Origin of the sequence: Hymenobacter sp. NBH84 (assembly GCF_014217645.1) — a bacterium.
Classification (GTDB): Bacteria; Bacteroidota; Bacteroidia; order Cytophagales; family Hymenobacteraceae; genus Hymenobacter; species Hymenobacter profundi.
In genome coordinates, this window is the sequence record NZ_CP043644.1 from 2379501 (window position 1) to 2397667 (window position 18167).

14 protein-coding genes are annotated in these 18167 nt (G+C 61.6%); 4 read left to right on the forward strand and 10 right to left on the reverse strand.

Annotated features, from left to right (window positions below):
- The first annotated feature begins 51 nt into the window (after positions 1-51).
- The 3 genes from F1C16_RS09940 (at position 52) to F1C16_RS09950 (ending at position 3660) form a co-directional block, all read left to right on the forward strand.
- Positions 52-1569 carry a T9SS C-terminal target domain-containing protein gene (locus F1C16_RS09940; RefSeq protein WP_185284160.1) on the forward strand — a complete coding sequence of 506 codons (1518 nt, stop codon included), beginning with the start codon at positions 52-54 and terminating at the stop codon, positions 1567-1569.
- 155 nt (positions 1570-1724) lie between these two features.
- The gene (locus tag F1C16_RS09945) at positions 1725-2744 is read left to right on the forward strand and encodes a type IV toxin-antitoxin system AbiEi family antitoxin (protein WP_185284161.1); all 1020 of its coding nucleotides are present in this window, start codon (positions 1725-1727) and stop codon (positions 2742-2744) included.
- A 229-nt stretch (positions 2745-2973) separates the two neighbouring features.
- Entirely contained in the window at positions 2974-3660 is a 687-nt protein-coding gene (locus tag F1C16_RS09950) for a haloacid dehalogenase type II (RefSeq protein WP_185284162.1), read from the forward strand.
- On the opposite strand, the gene F1C16_RS09955 is transcribed toward F1C16_RS09950, so the two are convergent.
- From F1C16_RS09955 to F1C16_RS09985, 7 genes are all read right to left on the reverse strand, one after another.
- Positions 3657-3980, reverse strand: coding sequence for a hypothetical protein (locus F1C16_RS09955; RefSeq protein WP_185284163.1), 324 nt, complete (start codon positions 3978-3980; stop codon positions 3657-3659). The genes F1C16_RS09950 and F1C16_RS09955 overlap by 4 nt on opposite strands.
- Positions 3981-4026: 46 nt before the next feature.
- Complete coding sequence (locus F1C16_RS09960) at positions 4027-4332, reverse strand: hypothetical protein (RefSeq protein ID WP_185284164.1); 306 nt, start codon at positions 4330-4332, stop codon at positions 4027-4029.
- 97 nt (positions 4333-4429) lie between these two features.
- Positions 4430-4987, reverse strand: a complete 558-nt coding sequence (locus F1C16_RS09965) for a YfiT family bacillithiol transferase (RefSeq protein ID WP_258049098.1) — start codon at positions 4985-4987, stop codon at positions 4430-4432.
- A gap of 112 nt (positions 4988-5099) precedes the next feature.
- Entirely contained in the window at positions 5100-7643 is a 2544-nt protein-coding gene (gene uvrA, locus F1C16_RS09970; RefSeq protein WP_185284165.1) for an excinuclease ABC subunit UvrA, read from the reverse strand.
- 253 nt (positions 7644-7896) lie between these two features.
- Positions 7897-9336, reverse strand: a complete 1440-nt coding sequence (locus F1C16_RS09975) for an efflux transporter outer membrane subunit (RefSeq protein WP_185284166.1) — start codon at positions 9334-9336, stop codon at positions 7897-7899.
- Positions 9337-9558: 222 nt separating this feature from the next.
- Positions 9559-10905, reverse strand: coding sequence for an efflux RND transporter periplasmic adaptor subunit (locus F1C16_RS09980; protein ID WP_185284167.1), 1347 nt, complete (start codon positions 10903-10905; stop codon positions 9559-9561).
- 62 nt (positions 10906-10967) lie between these two features.
- Entirely contained in the window at positions 10968-14327 is a 3360-nt protein-coding gene (locus F1C16_RS09985) for an efflux RND transporter permease subunit (protein ID WP_185280519.1), read from the reverse strand.
- A gap of 297 nt (positions 14328-14624) precedes the next feature.
- Between F1C16_RS09985 and F1C16_RS09990 the strand changes: the two genes are divergently transcribed.
- Complete coding sequence (locus F1C16_RS09990; RefSeq protein WP_185280520.1) at positions 14625-15092, forward strand: VOC family protein; 468 nt, start codon at positions 14625-14627, stop codon at positions 15090-15092.
- A 115-nt stretch (positions 15093-15207) separates the two neighbouring features.
- Here F1C16_RS09990 and F1C16_RS09995 read toward each other — a convergent pair whose 3' ends face one another.
- The 3 genes from F1C16_RS09995 to F1C16_RS10005 all read right to left on the reverse strand — a co-directional run bounded on the left by F1C16_RS09995 (position 15208) and on the right by F1C16_RS10005 (position 18151).
- Positions 15208-16092, reverse strand: a complete 885-nt coding sequence (locus F1C16_RS09995; protein ID WP_185280521.1) for a DUF1080 domain-containing protein — start codon at positions 16090-16092, stop codon at positions 15208-15210.
- A gap of 144 nt (positions 16093-16236) precedes the next feature.
- Entirely contained in the window at positions 16237-17088 is an 852-nt protein-coding gene (gene rfbD / locus F1C16_RS10000) for a dTDP-4-dehydrorhamnose reductase (protein WP_185280522.1), read from the reverse strand.
- A gap of 238 nt (positions 17089-17326) precedes the next feature.
- Positions 17327-18151, reverse strand: coding sequence for a TIGR03915 family putative DNA repair protein (locus F1C16_RS10005; protein ID WP_185280523.1), 825 nt, complete (start codon positions 18149-18151; stop codon positions 17327-17329).
- Positions 18152-18167 lie beyond the last annotated feature (16 nt).

The window sequence follows — 18167 nt, forward strand, 5'->3', positions numbered from 1 at the left end:
CCAACCTCTGCCTTCCCCTACTCCCTATTGCCCATTTTCATTTCACCCCATATGAAAAAGCATACTCGTTCCCTGGCCCTGGCGGCCGCCTTACTTGCTAGCCTCGCATCTTGCAGCAAGGAGGACACCACCCCCGCCCCCAACCAAACAGGCGGAGGCACCACTACCCCTACCACCCCCACCACGCCCAGCACTGGGCAATCGGTATCGGTAGATGCGCCCATCACGACCAACACCACCTGGACGGCTAGCAACAAGTACTTGCTGAAAGGCTATGTGTACGTGCAGTCGGGCGTGACGCTCACCATTGAGCCCGGCACCATCATCAAAGGCGACAAAGACACCAAAGGCGCTCTGATTATTGAGCCCGGCGCGAAGATTATGGCGATGGGCACCGCTGAGAAGCCCATTATCTTCACTTCCAACCAGCCCAAAGGCGCCCGCAACTACGGCGACTGGGGCGGCCTCATCATTGCTGGCAATGCCCCGGTGAATACGCTCACCGGTACCTCACAGCCCCAGATTGAGGGTGGCCCTCGCACGAAATATGGCGGAGACCAGAAAGCTGACAACTCTGGTACTCTGCAATACGTGCGCATCGAGTTTGGCGGCGTAGCCTTCTCGCCCGACAACGAGGTGAACGGCCTGACGCTGGCCGGCGTAGGCAGCGGCACTACCATCGACCACGTGCAGATTTCGTTCAGTGGCGACGACGCGTTTGAGTGGTTTGGTGGCACGGTGAATGCCAAATACCTGGTGTCGCACCGTACGTTTGACGACGACTTTGACACTGACAACGGTTTCGCTGGCAAGGTGCAGTTTGCCGTGTCGCTGCGCGACCCGCTGCAGGCTGACCAATCGGGCTCTAAGGCGTTTGAGTCGGACAACGACAGCAAGGCCACTCCGGCTACTCCCCAGACCTCGGCGGTATTCTCCAACGTGACGGCGGTTGGTCCCATCATCAATGCCAACGGAGCCAACTACAGCCCCCAGTACACGGCCGGTGCGCACATCCGTCGTAATTCGAGCATCAGCATTATGAACTCGATTATTATGGGCTATCCGACCAACGTACTCATCGACCACAACCTGACGGCCGGTAACGCCGCCGCGGGCAACCTTAAGTTCAAGAATAACCTTGTGGCGGGTAGCCTAACGGGCTCCAACTCCACGGCTGGCCAGCGTAGCATTATATTCGTTGGGGGTAGCGGTGGCGCCGGCAGCTTAACGGTAAACAACGTTATGGCCTCCGACTCCTCGGCTTGGGGCGCGGCAGTAGGGCCGCTCACCTGGCTGAAGGCCGGCGGCAACAAGCGTTATACTACTTCTGATAACGTGCAGTTGCTCAATCCTTTCAACCTAACGGCGCCAAGCTTTATCCCTCGTAGCGCTTCGCCCGCTACGGCCGCCACTGCCGCCGGCAGTGCCGCTGATTTCTCGGATAGCAAAGTGACGGACAGCTTTTTCACGAAAGTGAGCTACATCGGCGCCTTCTCGGGCACGGGCACCACTGCCGATAACTGGCTGACTGGCTGGACCAACTTCGACCCGCAAAACACGGATTACTAGCCTACTGCAAGCACGGCTTTTGCCGCGCCGACGCACACGCAAGACCGGGGCTGGCTACCAGCGCCGGTCTTGCTGTTTAGGGCCACTCCCGCACCTACTTTCTCTCCTTTCCTCTACCACTGATTATTCCGGCTACGTAGGGCCGGTACCGTATTTTGTCATCCCTATTCTCTGCCTCCGTGCTGCTGGAGCAGGTTCGGTTGGGGTTGCAGCAGGCATTGGCTACCCGTATCAGCGCGGGGCCGGCTGCCGGCGCAGCCCAGCAAACCTGGCAGTTGGGCGCTAGCGCCTGCTTTAGCGTAGTGGCCCTACCCCTGGTAGCCGACACCACCTGGACCGGCGCCCTCGACCGCCTCACACAGTCTGGCCCGCCCTTGTTGGTAGTGGCCGAGCGCATATCGCAACAGGCCCGTACGCATCTGCGGGCGCGGGGTATCTGCTACGCCGATGCGGCCGGCAACGCCTGGCTGCGGCACGCGGCAGGCCTACTCGTGGCCCTGCGCGGCTACCAGCAGGCAGCCCCAGCGCCGGCAGCAGTCCCCACGCCAACAGCACCTACCACCGCGCCCCCGGCCCGGCTGAACGTGGCCGGTATGCGCCTGGTATTTCATCTGTTGCGTACGCCGGCACTGGTGGCTTGTCCGGTGCGGGAAATTGCCAAAACCACCCGCTTTTCGCCCTCGGTGGTGGTGCGCACCCTGGCCTACTTGGAGGAGCATGCCCTGTGGTCGGCCGATCCTGCCGGGTGGGTAGCCCTGCGGCCGGCGGTGGTAGAGCACTGGGTAGGGTACTATGCCTCTACCCTGCGCAACCGTCTGAACCCGCAACGCTACCGGTGGCTGACGGCCGCCCCGCCCGACTGGCCCTACCCCCTACCCCCAGGGTGCGTCTGGAGCGGCGAGGCCGCCGCTCAACGGCTGCTGGGCATCTCCGCCGATCCACCGCCTTTGCTCACAATTTACAGCACGCTACCCCGTGCTCAACTGGCGCATCACCTACAACTGGTACCCTGCCAGCGGGGACCCGTAGAATTGCTGAATCCGTATTTTTCCCCGCTCTTGCCTGATCCAGAGCAGTGCGCCCCGCCGCTGGTGGTCTACGCCGATTTGCTGGCCAGCCCGGCGCCCCGCACTGCGGCGCTGGCCCAGCAGATTCGGCAGGCGGGGCTCTGGTAGTTGTCAGTAACGGTACGTGTGGGGCCGCGGAGCGGCTACAGGTTTGTAGTATTGTCTGATGTGGTCAGAACCAAGTGCCGCGTAGCAGTGCAAGAGTATCTTATACATCCTTGCACCGCTACGCGGCGCAGTCGGTTTTACGCTATACCTGCTACAAACCTATGGCCGCTCCGCAGCCCCACACGTACGTTATTGACAACTCCTAACTGACAACTACCAACTTCTTTTCATGCCTACCCCTCCTGCCCGCCCTAAGCTGCTGTTGTTCGACGTCAACGAAACCTTGCTCGATATGAGCAAGCTACAACAGGCCGTCAATCAGGAATTCAACTCTGAATTTGCGTTCAAACAGTGGTTTTCGCTGCTGCTTCAATACTCATTGGTAGACACTGTGACGCAAGCCTACCACGATTTCAAGCAGATTGGCGATGCGGCCCTGGATATGCTGGCCCAAAGCCTGGGGCAGCCTGCTCGCCCGGCTACTCGCAAGCAGGAGCTACTCACGCTCATCGCCGAGCTGCCACCCCACCCCGATGTAGTGGAAGGTCTGACCATGCTCCAACAAGCAGGCTTTCGGATGGTGACGCTCACCAACTCACCCGGCTCTACCCTGCGCAAGCAGATAGCGTATGCTGGCCTAACGTCCTTCTTCGAGCAGCTCTTGAGCATTGATGACGTGAAGCGCTACAAGCCTCATCCTGATACCTACCTCACTGCGTGCCAGCAGCTGGGGGTTGTCCCCGCCGATGCACTCCTGGTGGCAGCCCACGGCTGGGACACGGGCGGAGCCTTGCGGGCGGGTTTGCAGGCGGCTTTCGTTGCGCGGCCGGGTCAGGCTACGTACCCGCTGGCGCCCGCGCCCACCTACACTGGTCCTACCCTATCCGATATTGCCGGGCAACTGGTAGGGCATTAGTCGGGCCGGTTGAGCCAGCGCCGGAAGGCCAGCGTGCCTACTCCGTATGCTGCCACGTCCAGGGCATCGGCCACGGCTACTGCCGAGAAGTATGGTAATATGCCCTCAAACCACACCGACACAGCCAGCCAGGCGCCTAGAAGCCACGAGTCGGGGAGCACCAGCCGGCGGAACTGCGGGAACAGGTAGCGCTGTACGGCCAGCGTGAGGCTCAGCAGGATGGGCATAGCTAGCAGGTCGGCGCCGTGCGACGAGAGCCAGGACGGCATCGGGTAGTGCCACGCGTGGCGGTTGAGGTACAGCGCCGCGTAAAGCAACATGCTACCTAACAGCAAGGGCCGGCGTAGGTCAGGCCACGCGCCCACCCTAGCCCGCTACAAAGGTGATAACCGCAATAAAGAAGGCCAGAATAGCCCCAAATACTACCTGCCCGGCCCGGCCCATGCGCTTAAAAAACCGCACTATCACGTTGTCCTCCGACTGAATTTCCAACAGGGATGGCTCCTTTGGTTCGTTGGCTTTTCGGTTTTCTTCCGCAACGCGGCGTTGCGCCCGCGGGTCCAGGAATCCGCCGCAGTGCTCGCACCGGTCGTTGGGGCGCTGGTTCCACGCCGACCATTGCTGGCAGTGGGGGCATTTTTTGGTAAAAGAAGAGGAAGTAGTATCGGTCATATACCCTATGCATACGCGTGCCGTGGACCGTTGTGTTACACAACGCCCACATTGCCAATTTGCTGCACCACGGGAATACCCCGCCTTGCGGGCTGCCCTACCCCTCCCGGCTCAGCAGCTCCACGTGGGCCAAGTGGTGCCGGCCGTGCCAGCTATACTGCACCAAAGCCTGGTCGAGGGTGTAAGTGATGTCGTAGGCGGGATGGTAGAATGTGCGCTGCCATTGCTCCTCCGTGAGATGCCACAGCAGCGTAACCCAACGCGTATGCAATGCCTCCAGCAGCGCCAACGACACCGTAACGGGTGTGGCCGCCACATCGGGCAGCTCGGCCCAGGCGTTCAGGTCGAAGGGCTTGATAGTGGGGTTGTCCTCGGTGAGGGCCAGGCGGTAGCGCAGGTAGAAGTTCAGGTGCACGTCGGCCACGTGGTGAATGACCTGCCGGCCCGTCCAGCCGCCGGGGCGGTAGGGTTGCTCCAGGCGCACGCCCCCTGCCTGCCGGGCGGCGGCCGTGAGCTGAGCCGGCAGCGCGGCAATCTGCTCGATATAGGCGGCGCGCTCGGCGGGCGTCAGGGGCGTTTCGGGCCGGGCGGGGGCGCGGCCGATGGGGTATTGCAGGTCGGGGTGAGCGGTTTCCATAGCTACTAAACACGCCATCGGTTACAAGGTTAGCCTAAGCTGCTCGAACGATGTAGAGACGCATATTTGCTTCTCGCCGTTGAACGACATCGGCCACGCGGCGCGGACGACGAGACGCAAATATGCGTCTCTACGCTCGCTCCAACGCCCGCCGCAGGTAGGGCGCGGTCTTGCTGGCCCGTGCTTTCGCTACCTCGGCGGGCACCCCAGCAGCTACCAGCTGGCCACCCTCGTCCCCGGCACCAGGACCGATGTCGAGTACCCAGTCGCTGGCAGCGGCCACGCGCATGGTGTGCTCCACTACTACTACCGTGTTACCGGCGGTTACCAGCGCGTGCAGTTGCACCAGCAGGCGCTCCACGTCGGCGGGGTGCAGACCGGTGGTGGGCTCATCCAGCACGTACAGAGAGTGGCCGCGGGGCGGGCGTTGCAACTCGGTGGCGAGCTTGATGCGCTGGGCTTCGCCGCCCGATAACTCGGTGGCAGGCTGGCCGAGGCGCAGGTAGCCCAGCCCTACCTCGCGCAGCACCGTGAGGGCTCGCTGCACGGCGGGTTCTTCGTCAAAAAAGGCCCAGGCGTCGTCCACAGTCAGGTTCAGTACCTCGGCAATGTTCTTGTCTTTGTACTGAATTTCCAGCGTTTGGGCATTGTAGCGGGTGCCGTGACACACGGGGCAAGGCGAATACACGCTGGGCAGAAACAGCAGCTCCACCATCACGAAGCCCTCGCCGTGGCAGTTCTCGCAACGTCCTTTAGGCACATTGAAGGAAAACCGACCGGCATCGTAGCGACGCTTGCGGGCGGCGGGCGTGGCGGCAAACAGCTTCCGCACGTGGTCGAACAGGCCGGTGTAGGTAGCCATGTTGGAGCGCGGCGTGCGGCCGATGGGCTTCTGATCGACGCGCACCAAGCGGTTGATGTGCTCCATACCTTCGGTGATGTGCCCGCCGCTCACAGGCGAAGCCTCGGCCTCCAACGTGTCGCCTTCTTCCTCGGCGGCGGGTAGGGCCTGGCCCAGTGCCGCCCCCACCAGTTCCACCAGCGCCTGGCTCACCAAGCTCGATTTGCCCGACCCCGACACGCCCGTAACAGTCGTGAACACGCCCAGCGGAAACGCCACGTCCAGCCCGCGCAGGTTGTTGCGCGTGACGCCCGCCAGCCGAAGCCAGCCCTGGGCCGGGCGCGGCGCGGCGGTAGGCGCAGTGGCCTCGTCGGCAAACAAAAATTGGCGCGTTTGAGACGCCGCCACATCGGCCAGACCAGCGGGCGGACCGCTGTAGAGCACCTGCCCGCCCTGCTCGCCGGCAGCCGGCCCCACGTCCACCAGCCAATCGGCCTGCCGAATCACATCGAGATTATGCTCGACCACGAACAGCGAGTTGCCGGCGCTTTTCAGGCTAGCCAGCGCCGATAGCAGCGCTTCCGTATCGGCGGGGTGTAGGCCGGCGGAAGGCTCATCGAGCACATACACTACCCCAAACAGATTGGAATATAGCTGCGTAGCCAACCGCAGCCGTTGCAGCTCCCCCGGCGATAGGGTAGGCGTGCTGCGTTCCAGCGACAGGTAGCCCAGCCCCAGATCGAGCAGCACGCGCAGGCGCGCCACCAGATCCTGCGTGATGCGCTGGGCCACTACTGCCTGCTCGGGGTGGGCCGCGTCTTGGGCAGCGCGGCCGGGAGCGGTGCCCTCGGCGTAGGGTTGCAGCAGGGCGGCCACCCGTTGCAGAGGTAGGGCCGAGAAATCGGCAATATCGAGCCCGGCAAACGTGACGGCCAGGGCCTCTTGCCGCAGGCGCTTGCCGTGGCAGGTAGGGCACTCGGTGCCGCGCATAAACTGCAAGGCCCGCTTCTTCATCTGGGCGCTCTGGGTGTTGGCGAAGGAGTGAAACACGTGCCGTCGGGCGCTCGTGAAGGTGCCCATGTAGTTGGGCTCTTCCTTGCGCTTGAGGGCCCGTTGGGTTTGCTCGGGCGTGTAGCCGGGGTACACGGGCACCACCGGCTGCTCGTCGGTAAACAGAATCCAGTCGCGGTCTTGCTGGGGTAGCTCGCGCCAGGGACGGTCCACGTCGTAGCCCATCGACACCAAGATATCCCGCTGATTCTGGCCACCCCAGGCCGTGGGCCAGGCCGCAATGGCCCGCTCCCGAATGGTGAGCGAGGGGTCGGGCACCATGGTTTCTTCGGTGGCCTCGTAGATGCGGCCCAGGCCGTGGCAGGTAGGGCACGCGCCCTCGGGCGTATTGGCTGAGAAGCCTTCGGCGTACACAATGCCCTGCCCCGCCGGGTAGTCGCCGGCCCGCGAGTAGAGCATCCGCACCAGGTTGGAAAGCGTAGTAACAGAGCCCACCGAGGAACGCGTGGTGGGCGTGCCGCGCTGCTGCTGCAAGGCCACTGCCGGCGGCAGCCCGTCAATAGAATCAACGGCGGGCACGGCCATTTGGTGAAACAGCCGCCGCGCATACGGCGACACCGATTCCAGGTAGCGCCGCTGGGCCTCGGCGTACAGCGTCCCAAACGCCAGCGACGACTTCCCCGACCCCGACACGCCCGTAAACACCACCAGCGCATCGCGCGGAATATCCACGTCTACATGGCGCAGGTTGTGCTCCCGCGCCCCACGCACCCGCACGAAACCGGAAGAATTAGGAAGGGTAGGCTGCTTGGGGGTAGGCATGAGCGGAGGGATAGGTGATGCCCTACCCTTACTGTTTCCGCAGGCCTGGGGTTATGTAGTAGATACGGATGGCTCGGGGATGTGCCCCGTGTCATGTATTGGCAGGCCTCTGGCCTGCGACCGTTCGCGCCATTCGGGAAGTTTCGGCAGGTTGCTTAGGTAGCTCAGGCCAAAGCTCGTTCTGGCAGCGCAGGCCAGAGGCCTGCTAAGTAATAGACACGGGGCACATCCCCGCGCCATCCGTTTTACTTACCTACTCCCAACCGCCGCCCAGCGCCCGAATCAGCTGTACGGTGTAGCTCAACTCGTTGGCCTGGTTTTGCACCACCAGCCGGGCGGCTTCCAGCGTTTGGCGGTCGGCGTCTACTACTTCAAAGTAGCTGGTGAGGCCGGCGCGGTAGCGCTCCTTGGTAAGCAGGCCGGCCAGCCGGGCCGAGCGCAGGGCGCGCTGCTGCACCGTGAGCTGGGCGGCACTCTGCTGCACATTCGCCAGCGAAGTTTCCACTTCCTGAAATGCCACCAGCGCTGTTTGGCGGTACTGCGCGGCTTGCTCGTCGTACTGGCGTTCTACAATCTGCTGGTTAGCCCGCAAGCGGCCGCCGTTGAAAATCGGGATGGAGATGCCGCCGCCCACGTAGTAGGCGTAGCTGTCGGCTACCTTGGGCAGGTCACCCAACGCACTCGACAAGGGTCCTACAAAACCATTGAGTTGCACGGTGGGTAGGCGGGCTAGGCGGGCAGCATCGGCGCGGGCGTTGAGGGCGGCTAGCTGGCGCTCGGTGCGGCGCAAATCGGGGCGGCGGGCGAGTAGGGAGGCGGGCACGGCGGCCGGTACCCGCGGAATCAGCAGCGGGCCAGGACGCGGCACCAGGGCAAACTGGCTGGCTGGCTGGCCCGTGAGCGTGGCCAGGGCTGCTTCTAAGCCGGCGCGTTGGCGACGCACTTCCACAATGCCCGCGTCTACGTTGGCCAGTTCCGTTTCGGCGCGGCGCATGGCAATTTCGTTGTCGACGCCGGCCTGGTTGCGAGCTTGGGTGAGTTGCAGGCTTTCTACCCGGGCCTGGCGGGCGCTGTCCAGCACCAGCAGCTCAGCATCGAGGCCGCGCAGGTCGAAGTAGTAGCCGGCGGCATCGGCCGTGAGCGACAGTTGCACAGTGCGCAGATCTTCCTCGGAGGCTTGCTCGTCGGCCTCGGCAGCCTGTACGTTGCGGCGCAAGCGGCCCCATACGTCCACCTCGTAGCTCACATTCAAGGGTAGGTAAAATTGCGTTTGGTTGATAGCCTGCGGGCCATTGGTGCTGGCAATGGGCAGCGGCCGGTAGGCTGACAGCCGCTGCCGGTAGGCTTGCGGATTGAGCGCTACCACCGGCGAACGGTAGGAGTTCACCACCGTCACGTTGGCGCGGGCCTGCTCCACGCGGGCCACCGCAGCTTTCAGGCTGTAGTTGGCGGCCAGCACTTGCTGCTCCAGCCGTGCCAGCTCGTCATCCTGAAAAATGCTCCACCACGCTGGCACAGTTGGCTGCCGGGGTAGCTCGGCCGCGGCGGCACTAGCGGGTGCCGGGTTGGTTTGGGGCGCGGCAAAGGTGGTATCGGTGCTGTTTTTCCAGGTTGTGGGGGCCGTTACGCTGGGCGGCTGGTAGCGCGGTGCGCGCACGCAACTGGTTAGCAGCGTGCTCAGCAGCAGTATCAAGAGAGAATAATATCGCAACGAAAAACTCATGCAGGTGGATACTACTGGTTGACGGTCAGCTCTGAGCTGTTTCAGAAGCTGCTGCTCTGTATGTCTTTTTTCATCTGTCATCCTGAGCTTGCGAAGGACCTTCTCACGCCAGAACGAGTCGTTGTTACGCCAGTTGTTCTGTCGTGAGAAGGTCCTTCGCAAGCTCAGGATGACAGACGCTTCCCTCCTCCCCTACTTCCCAGCCGGCGACGACACGATGGGTCGATTGGGGTCGTAGAGCCGCTCGGGAGCGGCGGGCTGGGTAGGCGTAGCGGCTTTCTTCTCCACCTTGGCACGGCGGGCAGTCACGGTTTCGCCCTCCGTTAGCGTTTCGGCGGGGTTTACCACCAGCAGTTCGCCGCCTTTCAACCCACCAATCACCTCCACCTGCGCGCCGAAGTCGCGACCGGGCGTGATGTCTTGGTAGTGCACTTTCTCGTCCTGAATGACCACCACACGGGGCTGGGTGCCGCCCGGCACCAGCGTATTGGCGGAGATAAGGACGCTGGGCGCGGTGCGCGGCAGCTCGAAGCGCACCTGGGCAAAGATGCCCGGCCGCAGTTGCTGCTCACGGTTCGAGATTTTCACGATGGTTTCCAGCGTGCGCGTGCCCTCGCTCAGGGCACCGGCGTCGCGAGCGACGCGGCCGGCAAAGGTGCGGTTGGGAAATTCGGGCACGATGAGCTGGGTGATAAGGCCCGGCCGGATGGCGGTGGCGTAGTTCTGCGGCACATTCACGAAGGCGCGTAGCGTGTCGGTCTGCTCTACCTTAAACAGCTGGCTACCCGCCGCATTGCTCGGCGACACCAACGACCCTACCTCCACATTGCGCTGCGTGACGATGCCGCTGAATGGCGCCACCACCCGCCGGAAACCCTGCTGGGCCAGCAGGCCATTCACCACGGCCTGTTCGGCCGAAAACTGGGCCTTGGCCTGGTCTAGCTCCTGCTTGGAAATGGCGCCGGGCATGCTGATGCCCGTGAGGCGACGGTAGTTGCTCTGGGCCAGCGTGAGGTTGGCGCGGGCCTGAGCAATCTGCTGGTCCAGTTCGGGCGTGGCAATGAGGGCCAGCAACTGGCCGCGCTTCACCTTGGTACCAATATCGGTGTACCAGGCCTGCACGAAGCCGTTGGTGCGGGCAAACAGGTAGGTTTCGCGGTTGGAACGGGTGTCGGCGGGCAGGTCCAGGCGGATGGTATCGGGGGCTTGCTCGGCGGGCAGCACGCTCACAGTAGGCGTGGCGTTGGCTCCGCTTTGGGCTTCTTCTTTGCGCTCGTTATTTTGTTTGAGGCGGGGTAGCCACCCGATCAGCAGCAGTAGTGCAAACACGGCCACGGCTACCAGCACCACAACCCAAAACGTGCGCCGGCTCCGCGGCCGGGCCGGGGCAGCCTCTGCTGGTGGCGTAGCGGCGGGACGGTGGTCCACCTGGTTTTCGCCAAAGTGCGCGTGCTTACGCCGCGCCCGCTCCTCGCTGGAGAGGTGGGCGTTGGCGTCGTCGGTAATGAAATCCGTTTGTTCTTCGGGAGGAGTAGCCATAGGGTAGGCTGAAGCGCAAGAAGGTAGGGCGCGTGGTGAAATAGTTGGGAAGGACGACGAGATTAAGCGATTACCTGTTGCTGTTCAACTTCGGCTTCCGCCTCCGCATTCAGCTCTTTTTTCTTGAGGTAGCTAAACATAATCGGGACGAAAAACAGGGTAGTGACCGTGGCCAGCAGCAGGCCGCCAATCACGGCGCGGCCCAGCGGAGCGTTCTGCTCGCCGCCCTCGCCCATGCCTAGCGACATGGGTAGCAGGCCGATAATCATGGCCAGAGCCGTCATCAGCACCGGCCGCAGGCGCGTAAAGCCGGCATCCAGGGCCGCGTCGCGGGGCGAGAGGTCGGGGTCTTCCTCGCGCCGCTCGTTGGCAAACGTCACCAGCAGGATACTGTTGGCCGTGGCTACCCCGATGCACATAATAGCGCCCATCAGCGAGGGCACTGAGAAGGTGGTTTGCGTCACAAATAGCATCCACAGAATGCCCGACAACGCCCCCGGCAGCGCCATAATGATGATGAACGGGTCGAGCCACGATTGGAAGTTTACCACCATCAGCAAGTACACCAGCAGAATAGCGCCAATCAGCCCAATGCCCAGCCCGATAAACGAGGTGCGCATGCTGTCGATCTGCCCGCGCACCGTGATGGTGGTGCCTTTGGGTAGGTCTTGGCGGTATTTATCGAGGATTTTGGTCATGTCGGTATTCACACTACCCAGGTCGCGGCCTTCCACGCTGGCATACACGTCTACCACCCGCTGGATGTTGTAATCCGAAGCGAGGGCCGAGGTAGCGGTGCGACGGCTCGTAGTAAAGCTGCTCAGCAACTGCGGATTCGCTTGCCCGGCGCCAGTTACCCCAATGGTGTTCAACGCGTCCAGCGACGCCAGATCGCGCGGGGGCGTTTGCACGGCCACCGTGTAGTTCACGCCATTTTGAGGGTTCAGCCACTGGTTGGGCGTGGTTTGGGTGCTCGACGACAGGTTCACCAATACGTTGTTGGCAATATCGCGCTGAGCCAGGCCGGCCTGCTGGGCGCGCACCCGGTCCACGTCGAGGCGCATCTGGGGTAGGTCGAAGGCCTGGTAGATGAAAGCATCCACCACACCCGGCACGCGGCTCATGTCGGCCTTAATCTTGGCAGCAATCTTCTGGTTGGCCTCCACGTTTTTGCCCGTCACCTGAATGTCGATGGGCGCGGGTAGGCCGAAGTTGAGTGTCTGGTTCACGATGTCGGCTGGCTGGAAAAACACCGTTAGATCGGGCTGCTCTTTGTTGATGCGGCGCCGGATTTCGCGGATATACTCGGCCGTGGGGCCGTGTTCCTCCTTCATCGATACCAGAATTTCGCCGTCGCCGGCCCCAATCACGGGGTTGTCGCTCATCAGCAAATTCAGCGACACCACGGGTAGACCGATATTATCCAGAATCAGCTCCAGCTCGTCTTTCGGAATCACCGACCGGATGATCTGCTCCACCTGCGCAAAGCGGCGCTCGGTTTCCTCCAGGCGCGTGCCAGTGGGGGCGCGCACGTGCAGGCGCAGCTCGCCGGCATCTACCTTCGGGAAGAAGTTTTCGCCAATGAGCGGATACAGGCACCCCGAGCCCACAAACAGCACCACAAAGCACAGCACCACCGCCCGCCGGTTGTCCAGCGACCAGTCCAGCGCGTCGCGGTAGTGTGCCCGAAACTGCTCGAATCGGTGGTCGAAGGCTTTGTGCAGGCGCCATACCCAGCTTTCCTCTATGCTCTTAGCGGCCTTGCGCTCGGCTTCGGTGATGGGCTCTTCGGCTTCTTCCTCGGCCGTACCGCTGGGATGTTCGCGCTCGGCCTGCTCGCGGCGAAGCTGGTCTAGGCGAACCTCGGCTTCACTCACGGACTGGTGGTTGCGCACCGATTCGGTGGGCAGGTGGGCACCGCCCTCGGCGTGGTAAATGGGGAGTTCTTTGCGCAGCAGAAACTGCACCATAGTAGGCACCAGCGTGCGCGACAGCAGGTAGGAAGCCAGCATGGCGAATATCACGGCCAGCGCCAGCGGCGTGAAGATGTAGGACGCCACGCCCGCCAGGAAAAACACCGGCACAAACACAATGCAGATCGAGAGGGTAGCCACCAGCGCGGGGGTAGCAATCTGCTGGGCACCATCGAGAATGGAGCGTTTCAGCCCCTTGCGCAGGCCCATGTTGCGGTGAATGTTCTCGATTTCCACTGTGGCGTCGTCCACCAGCATCCCCACGGCCAGCGACAAGCCGCTCAACGTCATAATATTAAGCGTTTGCCCCAGCAGCTTCAGCACAATAATGCTGACCAGAATCGACAGTGGAATGCTGAGCGCGATGATGAGGGTAGAGCGCCAGGAACCCAGGAATAGCAGAATCATCAGGCCGGTGAGGGCCGCCGCAATGCACGCCTCCACCACCACGCCCTTGATGCTAGCACGCACGAAAAACGACTGGTCGAACAGCAGCTTCAGGTCGAGGCCTTCGGGAGCGTTAGCCAGCACTTTGGGTAGGGCTTCCTTGATGCCTTCGATTACGTCGAGAGTGCTGGCCCCGCCGCTTTTCATGATGGGCACGAAGGCCGTACGGCGGCCGTTCTGGCGCACAATGTTTTGCTGCACGGCCGCACCCTCGTGCACGAAGGCCACGTCGCGCACGTATACGGTGGCACCGTTCACCTGCCGGATGGGGAGGTCGTTGAGGGAGGCCACGGCCTCGGGGCTGCTGTTCAGGCGCACGTCGTACTCGCGGGTGCCCATTTTGGCCGTGCCGGCGGGTAGGATGATATTCTGGGAGGTAATGGCCGCCACTACATCGTTGGCCGACAGTCCTTTACCGGCCAGCGCCACGGGGTCGAGGTCCACCATCACCTGCTTGGGCTTGCCGCCGTTGGGTAGGAGCAGCGAGGCACCCTTCACAATGGCCAGCCCCGGCCGGATAAACGAGTTGTTGGCATCGTACAGGTCCGACTCGCCCAGCGTTTCCGACGACAAGCTGGCCTGGGCAATGGGCACGTTGGAGGCCGAGTAGCGGATGATGTTGGGCGGCGTGATGCCGGGCGGCATGATGCGCAGCAGCGTTTGGCAAATGGCGGTGAGCTGAGCCACGCCGGCGGCCGGATCGGAGCCCGGCTGGAAAAACACCTTGATAATCCCTACCCCCTTCAGGGATTGAGATTCCATGTGCTCAATGTTGTTGACGGTGGTAGTGTAGGCGCGCTGGTTGATCACCACCACGCGGCGGTTCATTTCCTCGGGGCTCATGCCCGCGTAGGTCCACACCACGCCCACCACCGGAATGTTCACCTCCGGGAAAATATCCACCGCCATGCTGCGGATAGTCATGATACCGCCCAGCAAAATCAGCAGGGCCATGACCACAAAGGTGTAAGGGCGCGCCAGCGCCAACCGAACTATCCACATACCGCACGCAGGGTTACTCGGGCGCCGCCGCCCAATGATCGGCTAAAGAACCGCCGGCCGGGCTGATGGTTGCACCGCAGACCTTGTATTCATGCGGCCTCGGGCAAACAGCAAATGCGTATGTTTAGAAAGGTTTTGTAGTAGAGACACAAGATCTTGTGTCTTGTTGTTGCTGATATGATTTATCCGAACGAGACTATTGTGAGTCGTTCGACAACGAGACACAAAATCTTGTGTCTTTACTGCGTACCATATCCACGGCACTCATTTCTTTCTCCCACCCTACCTCTCTCTGGTATGCCCCTCCCTACCCTCACGCGCCTCGGTTGCGGCTTGAGCCTCGTAGCAGCCGCCTTCGGCAGCGGCTGCACCGCCAGTCGTAATACGCCTACTATCAACCACATCGCCGTCTATGTATACGACCTCTCCAAGAGCGTGGCGTTCTACAAAGACGTGCTGCAACTACCCGAAATTCCAGAGCCGTTTCACGATGGCAAGCACGTGTGGCTCCGCCTTGGTCCGCACGCACAGCTGCACCTGATACAAGGTGCCACCAGCGTCATCGACCACGACAAAAATGCTCATCTGGCCTTCCATGTGAAGGACCTGGATGCGTTTGCCGCTCGTCTCACGCAGTTGCACATCCCCTACGGCAGCTGGACCGGCGAGGCCAACCAAACCACGCCCCGCCCCGACGGTATCAAGCAAGTCTACCTCAAAGACCCCGACGGCTTTTGGGTGGAAGTGAACGACGACCGGTTTTGAGACAATAGAACGCAAGCACGTCCTTCCGACCAGCGGGAGAAATCTCGCTGGTCGGAAGGACGTGCTTTGATCTTTACTAGAGAAGGGGCTTCTGCTTTTGGCCCGGCCGAATACCCTACTTGAAATACTTGCTATAAGCGGCCGGCATGGCAGCCAGTGGCTTAATCATAATGTCTTTATAGAAGACCTCGGCAGCTTCGCTCTGTAGCTGTATTTTACCGTGCGTCAAGGGGTTGCGCTGGCCGTTGGCGAGGTAGCCGGAGTTTTCGGCGGCCAGTACCACATGCCCGTTCACGAGGTGTACGCTCTGACCGTTCACGTTCAGCAGTTCCAGCTCCGTCCACTCGCCGTTGGGGGATTCGTAGTTGGCGGCGGCTTGGCAGAAGTTGCGTCCCTCTTTGCCCATGGTGAGCAACGGCGCAGCGGGCGTGAACTTCAGCGTATTTTCGGTGGTATTGTGAGTCGCGTGGATGTCGGCCGAGGAGTTGGCAATGCACCAATAATCCCCCATGGCATTGCCATCCCGGTACTCCGACACCTGAAATTCCTGGGCCAGCATCCAACTCCGCCAGTAGTCTACCCCGCATTCACCCTGGCTGTTGTAGAGGATGCCGCTATCGAGGGGCTCGTTCAGGCGGGGCACCCACTTCTTCTTGCCCCAGCGTACTTTCAGCTTCAAGTCGTAATTCTTGAAATCCTGCTTGGTGAACACGCAGCCATAAATTTCGCCGCTGATACGCAGCACCGGCTGCCCCTGCTCCATCACCACCGAAAACACGTTCGCCTCGTTCTTGTCGTACCCAATGGGCGTCAGGGCTTTTCCCTGCGCGTCGACGGGCTGCTGCCCTTTGTAACCGTTTTGGTGCCGGTAGCTTTCGTAGGTGCGCCACTTGCTCAGGTTTTTATCGAGCAGCGGCTCCCAACCTTTCTGCGGCTGGTCAAACGAAGTAGAGGGTAGCAGTAACGCAGCGGCAGAAGATAAGAGCACAAGGAATTTCATGGGCGGGAAGTTGGAGGTACAGGAAACGACCTGCGCAGTATAGCGCGGAAATTTGTTCCGTGCTATACTGCGCAGCAAGTAATCTATAGAATGAAGTTGCAGCCGCGGAAAACCTGCGCTGCTCGGCAAAGAAGGGGCTCTACCCTACAACCGCCCCATGCACGTTTGCAAGCTCTCGCGCCAGTGCGGAATGCTGATGTTCAAGGCCTTTTTTACGCTGCTTTTGTCCATCACGGAGTAGGCGGGGCGGGTGGCTTTGGTAGGATATTCGGCGGTGCGGATGGGCACCGTGCGCACGTCTACCTTGCCCAGCTCGAAGATAGCCACGGCGAAATCGTACCACGAGGTGAGGCCCTCGTTGCTGTAGTGGTAGATGCCGTACTGCTGGTTTTGCTGCTCGATGATGGTGAGCAGGCAGCCGGCCAGATCGATGGCGTAGGTAGGAGTGCCGGCCTGGTCCCAAATCACGCGCAACTCGTCCCGCTCGCGACCCAGGCGCAGCATGGTTTTCACGAAGTTGTTGGCGTATTCAGAATACAACCAGCTAGTGCGCAGAATGAAAAATTGCTGGGTGTGGGCGGCAATGGCCTGCTCGCCTTCCAACTTGGTGAGGCCATACACGCTGATGGGCTCGGCTGGGTCGGTTTCGGTTAGGGGCTCGTTGCCGGTGCCGGCAAACACAAAATCGGTAGAAACGTGCAGCAGCGTGGTGCCGTGCTGCGCGCACAGGCGGGCCAGGTTTTCGGCGCCGTCGCGGTTGACGCGGCGGGCTAGGTCTACCTCATCCTCGGCCTTGTCCACGGCCGTGTAGGCGGCGCAGTTGATGCAGTAGGCCGGCTTATGCTCGGCAAAAACAGCCTGCAAACCAGCTACATCCAGGATATCGGCTTGTTCTTCGGGTAAGAAAACGATGCCGGTAAGACCGCGCTCCTGCGCTACATGCTGCAAGCATTGCCCCAACTGACCGGAGGCACCAAAAATTACTGTTGTACTCATCTGAAGTAATAGCGTAGCGAATAGAGTTGCACCAGTGCAGCTCCGTTGGTCTGCAAATTAGAGGTTTTGAGGCAACATAGATGATACATTAATGGCGCGGGGCTGTGCCCCGTGTCTGTTATTCGCAGGCCTCTGGCCTGCCTTCACCCGAACAATGCCAAAGGCGCGAACAATTGCAGGCCAGAGGCCTGCGAATAACAGACACGGGGCACAGCCCCGCGCCATCGTTCTGATGCAGCTACGGTTTCTGCACGGGGCGCTTGTTGTCGATGGGCGTGAAGCGGGTTTCGCGGGGTTGCTTTTCGCTGAGGTAGCGCCAATAGCGCAGCGGTACGTGGCGGCGGTGCAGCTTCAGGTTGCGGCGCTCCGGGATGTTGGCGTGGTCGAAGTAGGTTTGCCAGAGCAGCCGAAACAGCGGCTCCCGCTCATCCAGCACCGTGGCCGACACGTCGGTGCGGCGCTGGGGGGTAGGCGCTTCAAACTGCACGATGTCGGTGCGGTGCAGGTCGTAGTAAAGGCCGTAGCCGCGGCGCCGGTCGAAGATTAGCCAGCGCTGGTCGGCGTAGCGCTTGGTGAAGTGGGGCGCAATAAGCGGTAGCACGTCAAAATCCGGCTCAATGGTGGCATGAAACAGCTCGTCTTGGGTTTTCTCGAAGCGCACGAAGGCTTCCATGCGGTGCTTTTCCCTACCCAATTGCTGACTGACGTGGGCAATGAGGCGCACGGTATCGTCGGCCAGGTTCTCGGACACGTCTACCCTACCCCGCGCCGCCACGGCCTGCTGCACGAAGCGGCAGATAAGTAGCTCCCGGTCGGGCCTCTCCGACAAGAACGTGTGGTAGAGCCGGCGCCGGGCCTCTTCGTTCATATACTTTAGCAGACCGTTCCACACCCGCGTGGCTTTTTCCTCACTGGTATCAATGGGTATGGCAGACGTAAACAGGCCACCCTGCACGCTCCCCGTGGGCTGCACGCTGTTGGGCACCGCCCGGCGCTCATACATTTCCAGCACCACCGTCAGCAGGCCGTCAAATGAACCGTCATACACGTAATCCAAGCTCATAATCCGTTGTTTAACA